This window comes from Bacteroidota bacterium, from assembly GCA_016194975.1.
Classification (GTDB): Bacteria; Bacteroidota; Bacteroidia; order Palsa-965; family Palsa-965.
In genome coordinates this window covers 154,970-168,073 of the sequence record JACQAM010000008.1, presented here as the reverse complement: position 1 = coordinate 168,073, position 13,104 = coordinate 154,970, and the positions used below count along the sequence as shown (strand labels likewise).

General features: G+C 43.8%; 10 protein-coding genes. 1 reads left to right on the top strand and 9 read right to left on the bottom strand.

What is annotated here, in order from left to right; translation table 11 throughout:
* Window positions 1-93 precede the first annotated feature (93 nt).
* The 9 genes from HY064_06975 to HY064_06935 all read right to left on the bottom strand — a co-directional run bounded on the left by HY064_06975 (window position 94) and on the right by HY064_06935 (window position 12,378).
* Complete coding sequence (locus HY064_06975; GenBank protein ID MBI3510389.1) at window positions 94-756, bottom strand: hypothetical protein; 663 nt, start codon at window positions 754-756, stop codon at window positions 94-96.
* 68 nt (window positions 757-824) lie between these two features.
* On the bottom strand, window positions 825-2,663 hold the full coding sequence (locus HY064_06970; GenBank protein ID MBI3510388.1) for a cbb3-type cytochrome c oxidase subunit I: 1,839 nt from the start codon (window positions 2,661-2,663) through the stop codon (window positions 825-827).
* 47 nt (window positions 2,664-2,710) lie between these two features.
* On the bottom strand, window positions 2,711-3,730 hold the full coding sequence (locus tag HY064_06965) for a cytochrome c oxidase subunit II (protein ID MBI3510387.1): 1,020 nt from the start codon (window positions 3,728-3,730) through the stop codon (window positions 2,711-2,713).
* 33 nt (window positions 3,731-3,763) lie between these two features.
* Entirely contained in the window at window positions 3,764-5,032 is a 1,269-nt protein-coding gene (locus tag HY064_06960; GenBank protein MBI3510386.1) for a quinol:cytochrome C oxidoreductase, read from the bottom strand.
* Between the two features lie 21 nt (window positions 5,033-5,053).
* Complete coding sequence (locus HY064_06955) at window positions 5,054-5,755, bottom strand: c-type cytochrome (GenBank protein ID MBI3510385.1); 702 nt, start codon at window positions 5,753-5,755, stop codon at window positions 5,054-5,056.
* An 18-nt stretch (window positions 5,756-5,773) separates the two neighbouring features.
* On the bottom strand, window positions 5,774-6,295 hold the full coding sequence (locus HY064_06950) for a DUF3341 domain-containing protein (protein MBI3510384.1): 522 nt from the start codon (window positions 6,293-6,295) through the stop codon (window positions 5,774-5,776).
* Between the two features lie 24 nt (window positions 6,296-6,319).
* The gene (nrfD, locus tag HY064_06945) at window positions 6,320-7,738 is read right to left on the bottom strand and encodes a polysulfide reductase NrfD (GenBank protein ID MBI3510383.1); all 1,419 of its coding nucleotides are present in this window, start codon (window positions 7,736-7,738) and stop codon (window positions 6,320-6,322) included.
* Window positions 7,739-7,764: 26 nt separating this feature from the next.
* On the bottom strand, window positions 7,765-11,058 hold the full coding sequence (locus HY064_06940; GenBank protein ID MBI3510382.1) for a TAT-variant-translocated molybdopterin oxidoreductase: 3,294 nt from the start codon (window positions 11,056-11,058) through the stop codon (window positions 7,765-7,767).
* 42 nt (window positions 11,059-11,100) lie between these two features.
* On the bottom strand, window positions 11,101-12,378 hold the full coding sequence (locus HY064_06935; GenBank protein MBI3510381.1) for a c-type cytochrome: 1,278 nt from the start codon (window positions 12,376-12,378) through the stop codon (window positions 11,101-11,103).
* A 293-nt stretch (window positions 12,379-12,671) separates the two neighbouring features.
* Here HY064_06935 and HY064_06930 point away from each other — a divergent pair, with 293 nt between their 5' ends.
* Complete coding sequence (locus HY064_06930; protein MBI3510380.1) at window positions 12,672-13,076, top strand: SPOR domain-containing protein; 405 nt, start codon at window positions 12,672-12,674, stop codon at window positions 13,074-13,076.
* The last annotated feature ends 28 nt before the right edge of the window (window positions 13,077-13,104 follow it).

Genomic DNA, 13,104 nt, shown 5'->3' with positions numbered 1-13,104 from the left:
ATCTACACTATGAATCTTCCTCAATTGTACATTGCCGGCCTGCGGCCCGTCCGACCGGGTCATCCGGGCGGGCAGGCAGGTAAATCGTAAATTTCAAATCATCTTAGCCAGTTTCGTTCCCGGAAAAAGTTTCTTATATATTTCTCCGTAATAGATCACCACATAAAAACTATAAATAGGAGAATTGAAATTTTCAGGAATAGCATTATTTTTTTTTATCATGTAGCGATAACCGAAATCGGCGCCGATACCGAGCCAGTAAATTAATTTATAAGAGATTGAAATTCCCGGTTCATAAGTTATGATCGCTTCTTTATCAGTTTTGTGAAATCCGTTTTGATCGGAATAAATGTATTTTGAATTTCCAAAACCGAACTGAATGGGCATGATGCTGAATTTCCAATGATCGGTTTTATAATAAACATAACGTCCATAAATGCTCACGTAACCGAGATGGAGAATACCGATCGTGCTTGCCGGTACGCCGTTCGCATCGATATACGGAATTGTTTTTGTGAGATGCTGATCGAGAAAATTGTACCCGATCCCCATCTGAATTTTCGAATCGAATTCCACTCCGGCTTTCACCGCCCAAATATGCGCACGACGGTCACTGATGAAAGAATTGCGGGAATCGAATGATGCTGCGGGAAAAATTCCGCCATGAAAAATATTGCGGAGCGTGTCGGACCATTGGGAATGAGCGTTAATTGCAGCAAGAATAAAAAAGAAAGAAAGTATCCGTTCAATTCTCATGCATAGAGTTTTTCCTGAAACAAAAAAGACTCTCCGTTGAAGAGAGTCTTTCCAGTTGTGAAATTCTTTTAGTGGCCGCCGCCATCTTCTTCGCCCGCACGCAATGGAACAGTTTGCGGAATGAAATCTTTTTCTTCGCCGGGCTTGCTGTAATCATACGGCCAGCGATGAACTTCGGGAAGAGGCCCCGGCCAGTTTCCGTGCGTATGCGCCATTGGCGTTGTCCACTCGAGCGTGTTCGATCCATAAGGATTCTGAACTGACTTAGGTCCGCGGAACATACTGTAGAAAAAGTTGAAGAGGAAAATTAATTGTCCGCACGCGCCGAGAATTGCGAACCAGGTGATGAGCACGTTAATATCCTGGAGATTGTCGAACATCGGGAATGCAGTATTCTGATAATACCTTCGAGGCACACCGGAAAGTCCGAGGAAGTGCATCGGGAAAAATACTCCGTAAGCGCTCACGAATGTGATCCAGAAATGGATGTAACCCATATTCTTGTTCATGTGGCGCAGGAATAATTTCGGGAACCAATGATAAACTCCCGCGAGCATTCCGAGAATTGCAGAAACTCCCATTACAATGTGGAAGTGCGCAACCACAAAATAAGTATCATGAATATTAATGTCGAGCGTTGAGTCAGCAAGAATAATTCCTGTTACACCGCCACTGATAAAAGTTGAAACGAGTCCGCAGGCAAAAAGCATGGCCGGTGTGAATTGTAAATTTCCTTTCCATAGTGTCGTGATGTAGTTGAATGCTTTTACCGCAGAAGGAATTGCAATGAGCAGTGTAGTGAAAACGAAAACAGAACCGAGGAACGGATTCATTCCTGTCATGAACATGTGGTGACCCCAAACGATGAAAGAAAGAAATCCGATCGCGAGAATGGAAGTGATCATTGCGCGATAGCCGAAGATCGGTTTACGTGAATTGACAGAAATGATTTCTGAAGTAAGTCCGAGCGCAGGAAGAATGATAATGTAAACTTCCGGGTGGCCGAGGAACCAGAAAAGATGTTCGAAGAGGATCGGGCTTCCGCCGGATTGTTCGAGCGGATGATTCTGAATATAAATATCGGAGAGATAAAAACTTGTTCCGAAACTGCGATCGAAGATGAGCAACAAAGCGCAGGAGAAAAGCACAGGAAAAGAAAGTACACCGAGAATTGCGGTGACAAACATCGCCCACACTGTAAGCGGAAGACGTGTCATCTTCATTCCTTTTGTGCGAAGATTGATAACCGTGATGATGTAGTTCAATCCGCCGAGCAGTGATGAAACAATGAACAACGACATGGACACTAACCACAATGTCATTCCGGTTCCGGATCCTTTTATTGCCTGCGGAAGTGCAGAGAGCGGCGGATAAACTGTCCATCCTGCAGAAGCGGCTCCGTCTTCAACAAAAAGAGAAATGAACATGATGAAACTTGATGCGAAGAAGAACCAGTACGAAAGCATATTCAGAAATCCGGAAGCCATATCGCGTGCGCCAACCTGGTAAGGAATAAGAAGATTGGCAAATGTTCCGCTCAATCCGCCAGTGAGGACCATGAACACCATGATCGTTCCGTGAATGGTGATCAATGCGAGATAAGCATCCGGATTGAGAACTCCGTCTTTCCCCCACTTGTCTCCCATTACTGCATTGATGAATGCAAATTTTTCTCCGGGCCATGCCAGTTGCAAGCGGAAAACAATAGACATCACCATAGCCACACACGCCATAATCACTGCGGTGATCAGAAACTGGCGCGAGATGACCTTATGATCCATGCTGAACACATACTTCTGAATAAAGCTCTGGTGATGATCACCATGATCTTCGTGTTCGTGATGAACATGCGCGTCGTGCTCTAATGTTTGTGCGTGGAGCTCACTGTGTGCGTGCTTATCAGCCATTGTTTTTGATTTTAGTTTTTTATTCGGCGCCTTTACGGGCTCACCGGTTAATCTTGGTTAGTAGTTACCTGTGCGGTCATTGATGGTTCCGTTTTACCGTCGAAAAATGGTTTGTGACGGCTCATAAAATCATCATATTCTTTTCTTGTTCCCACCACGATCTTCATTTGCATATTCCAGTGACTGGCACCGCAGATCTTGTTGCAGAGAAGAATATAATCGAATTGCGGATTTTTTGTGATCTCGCGCATTTGCTTCGTGGTATATTTTGGTTTGAAATGGAAATACGTCACCATTCCCGGAACCACGTTCATCTGCGCGCGGAAGTGTGGAAAATATGCACTATGTAAAACATCTCTCGATCGCATATGAAAATCCACTTCTTCATCAACCGGAAGGAAAAGTGTATCGGCCGGTCCATTCACAATCACATCATCATATCCATTCTTATCTGTAGAATCAAGTCCGAGTTCGTTGGCGCCCTGGATCAGAAGATAATTTGCTTTACCAAGAATATTATCATTCCCGGAATAGCGGATCGACCATTGAAACTGACGTGCATAAATTTCAACTATGCGTGTTCCTTTAGCAGGAGCATCCATTGTTGTATTCCACAAACGGATTCCGAGGAAAATGATCACGAACAAAACAACAGCAGGAACTCCTGTCCATGCCATTTCGAGACGATTGTTGTGTGTGTAATAATGTGCTTTTTGTCCGTCGCGTCCATAATATTTCCAGCCCATGTAAAAGAGCGTGAAGTTGGTGATCACAAAAATGATGATGACGATAACGAAATTGAAATTCAGCAACCAGTCGATCTCCTCTCCATGATAAGAACCTGATTGTGGAAGCAGACGATCTTTGTAGGAATAGAATTGCCATACGAAAAATGCCATCAGCCAGAAATAGAATACCATCATAAGACGGCCGTTCATACGGTTATCGCGTTCCGTGACTTTATTCGGATCGATTCCTTTCAGCTTGGCGGAAAATTCCACGACGCGCACAAATTGCCACATGGCGGCAACGGCGAGAATCAGTATCAGGTAGATCAGGTATTGCATAGTGTGTACAATTATTCTATTGAAAAAAATATTTTATGCATGATGATGTAATCCTTCCTCGAGCATAGGATGATTTCTTGCCAGGATCGGTGCTTTTGAAAGTGTCCGGAGTATCCAGAAAGTAAAGATGGATGCAAAGGAAAGGAACATACCGATTTCAATTCCGCCAAGTCCCCAGTTCGATGAAACACTACCGGGCATAACCATAAGGAAAGTATCTGTCCAGTGGAAAAACAGGATGAGCAATGCAACAAAAAGCAGGAATGATTTATTCCGTTTTGCATCGCGCGACATGAGTACCAGCATCGGGAAAGCAAAATTGACGATCATGGTTACCCAGAAAAGTCCGCGATACTGTTCCCACCGCTGCTGATAGTAAACTACTTCTTCCGGAATATTTGAATACCAGATGAGCATGAATTGTGCAAACCACAAATAGGTCCAGAGGAATGAAATGGCAAACATCCATTTCCCGAGATCGTGTACGTGACTTGGATTCACAAATTCAAACTGATCGCGCGATTTGAGATGCATCACAAGAAGATTTGAAACGATGATTGCTCCGAGCCACCATCCTGCAAAATTATACCATCCGAAAAGTGTGCTGTACCAATGCGTATCGACCGACATCATCACATCCCATGAAAAAACTGAAGAAGAGAATCCGAAGAACACGAGGAAGATGGCTGCATTTTTCAGATTCTTCGCCCAGTTCGCTGCAGCATTCTGTTCATTCATCATGTCTTCGGCAAGTGCATTTTTTCTGGTCCACATCTGGTACCACCAGTAACCGCCCATGAACACGATCGTTCTTCCCCAGAAGAATGCATCGGAAAAATAAGGATGCTTGTGATTCAATAAAGGATCGAAGTTCGGACTGGTTTTATCATACACGCTTGGATCCTGCCATGGATAAAGATGGTGAAGTCCCATTCTTCCGCAGAGAAGAATAAGAAAGATCAGCACTAAACCTATTGGAAGAAAAGAACTGATTGCACTGAACACACGCATGAAAACTGTACTCCATGAAGTTTGTGCGGCATATTGCAGTGCATAGAAAAATGTTGCGCCCAATGCAATTCCACCGAAGAAATAACTATTCACAAGAAGATTTGCCCACAAACGCTGACCCAGTGTTGCCTGCGGATCGCTCATTGCTTCTCCATTGGCAACTTCCGGTGCGTGGCGGAAAACAATTCCGAGAATCAGCAGCAGTATACCCACACCGCAAACGATCATCAGGTTTCGCTGTGCCTTCTGCGAAAAATTATAGGTCAGGTTATTCAGATTGATATGGCTCATAGTTGCAGAATTCTGTATTGATTATTTCGGGTTTTTCACGGCTACAAGTTTATTCCCATTCTTTGCAGCGAGAGAATCGTCAGCGGTTTTTTTTGCGTTGAGTTCTTTCTGATAATCAGTAAGAGATTTTCCACCGCGGCCAAGTTTTTGTACATACTCGATCACCGTCCAGCGTTCTTCAGGAGTTAGTTGTGTAGCATGCGAACCCATGTTTCCTTTTCCGTAAGTGATCACGTGATAAATATGTCCGTCGGTGAGAATTCCATCATTGTATTTCTGCACATAATTAGGAGGAACTGCTCCATATTTTCCGCTCGTTACCAGTGGCCCTTGTCCATCGCCGGCAGCGCCGTGACAATAAATGCAATTACGTTCGAAAAGAAATTTGCCGACATTTTCCACAGAATCATTCAGCGGAATATTATCGGGGCGCTTCCAGAATTTAGAGGCGAGTGAATCTCCTTCAGGAGTATTTGCATAAGGGAAAGGAATAAATCCAAGCGGAATAGTTCCTTCCGGTGGTAACATATTTCCCATCATGCTGCTGTCTTTTGTATTCCACGGATTAACGCCGTTGGTTTCAACTGAAGGACTGCGATACATATCTGGAAAATATTCCCAGCCCGGGCTATCCGGATTTTCGAGTACGCATGCGTTCAGCAACAGGGCCGTTGTAAAAGCAACAGAGCCGATCGCGAGCAAATTATATTTTGTTTTTTTCATCTTTTATTTCTTTGGCGATCAAATGACATTCACTTCGCTGGCACCTGAATTACGAAGAAGGGATACGATCCTTGATTCATCTTCTGCTTTTACTTCAATGCACATCATGAATTTATCATCAGTGGTACGCGGATCCGGATTTTTCGGTGAAACGCCCGGCAGCAACCAACTGCGCAATAAAAATGTCAATGCCATTCCGTGTCCTGCGCAAAACACAGTAAGTTCGAATGTGACAGGAATGAATGCAGGCCAGTTCATGTAATACCAGAAACTCGGTTTGCCACCCACGTCGGTTGCCCAGTCGCTCACCATCATGTACCAGGTCATAAGAATGGCAAGAGAAGTTCCGGTGATTCCGTAAATGAAAGCGCATATCGCGATACGTGTGCGCGGTATACCGATGATCTCATCGATACCATGAATCGGGAAAGGAGAAAAAACATCTTTCACTTTGATGTGATTGGAGCGAAGTTGTTTCGCTCCGTCTACGAGACGATCTTCGTCGTCGTAAATTCCGTGTATTGTTTTGGTGGCTGTCATAATTTTTTTGTTCAGCTCCGTTTATTAATGTTGAACTTCTGCAACCTGGGCTTTTGCCTTGGCGCGTTTATTCTTGTATTCTTCCCCCGATGATTTCAGAATGGTTTTCAATTCGCTTAAAGCAATAACAGGGAAGGTGCGTGCGAATAAAAGAAAACACGTGAAGAAAAATCCAATAGTTCCAATGAAAATTCCGATCTCCACCCAGGTAGGATGATACATTGTCCATGACGATGGAACGTAATCGCGGTGAACGGAAGTAACGATGATCACAAAACGTTCGAACCACATTCCGATATTCACAACAATAGAAAGGAAGAAAGATGCCAGCAGGCTTGTGCGGATCTTTTTGATCCAGTACAATTGCGGTGAAACCACGTTGCAGGTCATCATTCCCCAATAGCTCCACCAGTAAGGACCTGTTGCACGATTCATGAATGCATATCCTTCATATTCCACTCCACTGTACCAGGAAATAAAAAGTTCAGAGAGATAGGCAACTCCAACCATTGATCCTGTAAGTGTGATGATGATATTCATCATTTCAATATGCTGGATGGTGATATAATGTTCGAGGTTCAGAACTTTCCGCATAATGAGAATTAGTGTCTGCACCATTGCAAAACCGGAGAAGATAGCACCGGCAACGAAATAAGGAGGGAAGATCGTGGTATGCCAACCCGGAACAATAGACGTTGCAAAGTCCATGGATACTATGGAGTGAACTGAAAACACAAGCGGAGTTGAAATTCCCGCGAGCACAAGAGAAACTTCTTCGAATCGCGACCAGTCGCGCGCGCGTCCGCTCCAGCCAAAACTAAGAATGCGATAAATTTTTTCCTGCATTGGTTTTCCCTGCACTTTGAAACGATCACGGATAGCACCGAAATCAGGAATAAGTCCGAGATACCAGAATACAAGTGAAATGGTGAAATAAGTTGAAACCGCAAAAACGTCCCACATCAAAGGAGAATTGAAATTTACCCAGAGCGAACCGAATTGATTGGCATGTGGAAACAACCAGTAATCGAGCCACGGCCTTCCAGTGTGCATCGTAACAAAAACTGCTGCGCACATCACGGCGAAAATTGTCATTGCTTCTGCCGAGCGATTAATTCCCATGCGCCATTTCTGACGGAATAAAAGAAGCACTGCCGAAATAAGAGTTCCCGCGTGACCAATACCGATCCACCAAACGAAATTTGTAATGTCCCATGCCCAACCTACTGTTTTATTTGCACCCCACTGACCGATTCCGGTTCCGAGTGTATAAGCAAGACAACTGAAACCCCAAATCATTCCGGTGACGGCAATAGTGAAAACTATTTTCCAGTAGGTGTTCGCTTTCCCTTCTATCGGTTTGGCGATCTCGGCTGTGATCTCGTGATAATTTTTCTCACCGAGTATAAGCGGGTCTCTTAGCGAAGATTCATGATGTTGCATATTTTTCTTTTATTTCAGTTCATCAATTAAACATGTGCCTTTTCATCTTCGCGATTCCAGATTTTTGTGAGATAGAATACAGAAGGGCGAATACCAATCTCTTCGAGCATTTCGAATTTACGTCCTGATTGTTCCCATTGTGAAATTTCACTTTTCTCGTCGTTGAGATCGCCGAAAATAATTGCGTTTGTCGGACAGGATTGAGTACATGCAGTTTGAATGTCTCCGTCGATCGGGCGACGTCCGGCTTTTTTCGCGTCTAGTTTTCCCGCCTGAATACGCTGCACGCACATCGAACATTTTTCCATTACTCCACGTGTGCGAACCACCACATCAGGATTCAATACCATGCTGGCGAGTGTATCCTGTGTAGGATTAATTCCTTTGAACAAATAATATTCGTTATAGTTGAACCAATTGAAGCGACGAACTTTGAAAGGGCAGTTATTCGCGCAATAACGAGTACCTACGCAACGGTTGTAAACCATCTGGTTCAAACCTTCTGTACTGTGCGTGGTGGCAAGAACCGGGCAAACTGTTTCGCACGGAGCGTGATTGCAATGCTGGCACATGAGCGGTTGGAAAACAACTTTTGGATTATCAAATTCCGGGCTTTCCATTTTACGATACAATTCTCTCGTTCCCATATCGCCTTTTTCCTGCTCTTCCTCTTTATTCACATGACTGCTGTAGTAACGATCGATTCGCATCCAATGCATTTCGCGGCTTTTGCGAACCTGGTCTTTCCCAACAACCGCAATATTATTTTCTGCATTACAACTTACCACACATGCACCACATCCAATGCAGGAATTAAGATCGATGGCTAATGCCCATTTATGATTCGGCCGTTCGAAACTATTCCAGAGATTCACATCCTCCGGATTTTTTTCTCCTGCGTAAGTGTGCATCATCGGCAAAGGATTTCCTGCACGCTCATCTTTTGCATAGGAAGCAAGATTTGTTTCGCGAAGAAGATCTTCATTACGACCCATGATCGTAGAATGAACCTGGGTAGATGCGATCTGGTGTTTATCATCGCCTGAATCGGCAATGCTTACATCATAAACATCATAATTCATAGTGCCGGCAGTTTCGTTCCAGCTTACAGAAGGATAAATATTCTGCCCGACTCCATCTATGATTTCATTAAAACCTTTTCTTCCATAACCCACCGCAATACCAATGGTACCGCGCGCCTGTCCGGGCTGAAACCACACCGGAAGTTTTATTTTTTGTCCGTTAGCAGTTACTTCAGCAACATCAAGCTGATCTTCTATTTCATCAAAGCGAACAAGCAGATCATCATCCTCAAGAAGTCCGAAGAGATTCATGGACTTCACATCAAGCGGATGCATGGTAATATAATTATCCCAGGTGATCTTGGTGATCGGATCAGGCATTTCCTGTAACCACGGATTCTGTGATTGATTTCCAGATCCCATTGAAGTTTTCTGATAAATTGTCAATTCATATTTTCCGCCTTTTACAGAATTGATCTGGGAAACTGCGTCATTAAGCGTCAATATTCCACCGGTGAATGAAACGGAATCCATTGCAGGCATCATGGTTGCAACATGAGCCGCCATTGCTGACTGAGCATCCGCAATAGAATCGGCAGCCGGCTTTTTATTATTCTTAGCAGGTTTCACCTGGGGATCTGCCACTACCGGCATTTGTGTGAGCACTAATTCGACAACACCATCACGAACAGAATTATTCCAGAACGCAGTGAAATCACCGAAGGAATTCTGCATTCCGAAAATATCTGCATTCCAGTTTTTCTGCAGGTAAGAATGATAATCGGAATTATTCCCTGCCCAGATAAGTAAAGTTTCCTGCGCGTGGCGCGTGCTGAAGAGCGGGCGAATTCCCGGTTGCTGTAAATTATATTGCTTCGTTCGCGGATAATGATCATTCCATGCTTCGAGGTAATGATGATCCGGGCAAATATAATCGCACATCACGGCCGTTTCATCTTTGTGACCTGAAAAAGAAATCCGGCAGGAAAGTTTTTTCATTGCCTCTTCAAACTTCAATGCAGCCGGAGCAGTGTAAGCAGGATTTGAATTATAGAAAATAACAGTGTCAATAGTGCCGCCGAAATCATCGACTACTTTTTTCATTGCAGCATCATCGCCCTGGTGAGTAAGATCAATCACATCCGTGCTGATAGTTGTGCCATAAGCATTGAGTGCTTTGTTGATCTCATTCACCACTAATTGCACAGCAGGATCATTGGAACCGCAAACAACAAGTGCTTTCCCTTTTGCATTTTTAAGAGCGTCCGAAACTTTTCCGACTTCTTTCTGCATAACCGATGGAGCAGAAACCGATCCACCAACACCAGCGAGAATTCCAAGTGCGACTGCTCCCAACTGCGAAGGTTTCACAGGGAAACGTTCATCTGCATTAGATCCCGTAACAGAAAGAATGGATTCGAACTGGAAATGTTTCGACATTGTTTTTTTATCGCCGCCTACTTTTCTTCCCATCGCATACTGGCGCGCATGCTCGACCGGAGAAACCCAGTTCACCAGAAAATCGCAACCAAGAGAAACAATCACATCAGCTTTATCAAAACTATAAGTCGGAACGAACGCTTTTCCGAAGGAAGAATTATTTGCTTTGAGAATTCCAGAATAAGAAATTGCATCATACATCACATGGCGAACATTCTTGTACTTAGAAGCAAATTCCGCAATGGAAGCCCGGGTTGAAGGTGATTCGATCGATGAAGAAATAATTGCAATGCCTTTTGACTGCGCCAGTTTAGCGCCGATCTCGGTGTCAATGTCTTTCCAGTTTTTTGAAACCCATGCGTTGCCCGATTTCATCATTGGACATTGTACTCTCGTTGAATCATACAATGAAAGAACGGAGGACTGCACGCGTGCATTCAATCCGCCTCTTCCTTTTGCATTACCGCTTCCTGTTATTTTTGATAATGGATTCGCTTCAAGTTTTATGGGCCGGCCTTCGCGCGTTTTGATAAGAATAGAAGCAAAATCATGTCCGTCGAAAAATGTAGAAGCATACCAGTTGGCTACACCGGGAATAACATCTTCGGGCCGCTGAACGTAAGGAATTGCTTTTACAACAGGGGTTTCGCAGGCAGCGAGTGTTGCTGCTACTGTGGAGAATCCGAGGAACTTGAGAAAATCGCGGCGATTGGTGGAAGAAGATTCCAGTGTTTTTTTGTCGCTGATGAATTCCTCTACCGGAATATATTCTGCAAACTCGTTCTGATTCTTCTCTACGAACTTCTGTTCGTTTTTCAGGTGAGCGAGTCCTTTCCAGTATTTTGTTTCGTTAGCCATAATTATTTAGCAGTCAGAATCAGTGAATATTTTTTTTATCAATCAATAGTGGCAGCGTGAACACTCGATACCACCAATCATAGAAACCGTGATGGGCTGATCTTTGTATTTCTCTTTCATTTTTTCATGAAGCGCTTCGTAGTATCCGTTACCTTCCATTTGAACCGGCGTAACGCGGTGACAATTGATGCACCATCCCATAGTAAGCGGACGCTGCTGTTCGATCGTCGTCATTTTCTTCACATCGCCATGACAATTATCGCATTGTAATTTTCCAACCACAACGTGCTGCTGGTGCGAGAAGAAAACGTGATCGGGAAGAACGTGAACTTTATTCCACACCACGGGATGCTGTGGATTGCTGTACGCATGTGTTTTGGGATCCCATCCCGTCGCAAAATAAATTTTCGCGATCTCTGCTTTTGATTCATCCGTTCCCGCCTGGTTCTGATCGATCACTTTGTGACAGTTCATGCAAACCATGATAGGAGGAATTCCTGCTGTTTTTGATTTTTCAACACCTGTATGACAATACACGCACTGAATTCCATTGATGTCAGCGTGAATTTTATGAGAGAATTTTATGGGCTGCGAAGGATGATAACCCACCCATTCATCGGGGTGAACTTCCTCGGCGTAAACTCCAATACCTTTCAACGCATACCATCCTTTTACAATAAGACAACAGAAAAGGAAAAATCCAATGAGCGCTACTTTGCGTTTATTTTCATTCATCCATTTGCGAGATGCATCGAGGAAAGGAAGAGCCGGCTCCTCTGGCAACCCTTCTTTTTCATTGTAAGCATTGCGAAGATTGATCTTGGTGTAACGAAGAATTGCAATAAGAACAATGAGAACAACGAGAATGATGAGAAAAATATAAAAAGGGCTTCCCTGTTCTTCGGTTGTTTGCGTTTCTCCGGTAGCACCTACAGCGCCTACAGGAACCTCACCTTTACTTGCATAATCGAGTATGGCGTCAATTTCCTCATTGGTGAGTGCGGGAAATTTGTTCATGCTCGCCTGGTACTTTGTTTTTATCTGCGTAGCATACGCATCTCCTTTTGCAAGGAGCGCAGCATTGTCATGCACCCACGCATGCGCCCAGTCTTTGCCTGGAATTCTGTTCAGAACATCTTTCAGTCCCGGGCCGGTACTCATTTTATCGGATGCAAAATGGCATTGAGCGCAATTTGCCTGGAACAGCTTTTTCCCATCGGGACCTGCAAATACATTGAAGGAAAAAAGGAGGGAAATTGCCAGGGAAAATACAACGACAAAGCGGCGGCTTTGTGCGTTTTGCCAATGGTGGCTTTTCATATAACGTGTTTTGGCGTTGGCGTTTTAAAACTCAACCTTACGTAATAAGGCGAGGCAAATTTATGAGAAACACTATTCCAAGATTCCCGTTTTGAGGGAAATAATTAACCGGAATTTAATTTATAATCATTCTAAATAAATGTTGGAGCATCAATGAAAAAACAGGGGCAATCGAATGAAGGCCTTCTCTTTTTTCATTCGTCACCGAATGAAGTTTGAAAGGCGAAGAAATTCTGCACATGGTCGAACAAAATGACCCGATCGCGGCGCACTTTTTGGTTACTTTTGTTTGGATGAAATGCTTCTTGCTTATTTTTTTTCTTGCCATTCTGCTTCCGTTCGCCGTGAATGGACAAACTGCGAGCGATTCATTACAGAAAGGCGTTGACATTGACCCAAAATCAAAAGTGGTAGTGGATAAGCAGATCGAGATCAATTCAAAATCGAAAGAAAAAGGATATCGTGTGCAGATCTATTTCGGGGCAGATAAAGCAAAGGCCAATGAAGAGAAAGCAAAATTTCTCGGGCAATATGACAAGGATATTCACGCATACGAAATTTATGAAGCGCCCAATTTTAAAATCCGTGTTGGTGATTTCCGCACGAAACTGGAAGCTTATGCATTCCTGAAAAAAATAAAAAATGAATTTCCATCGGCGTTCATTGTGGAAAGTGATATTGAAGAAGAGGGGCAGTAAGCAGCGGCAGTTGCAGGTGAAGTTCAGA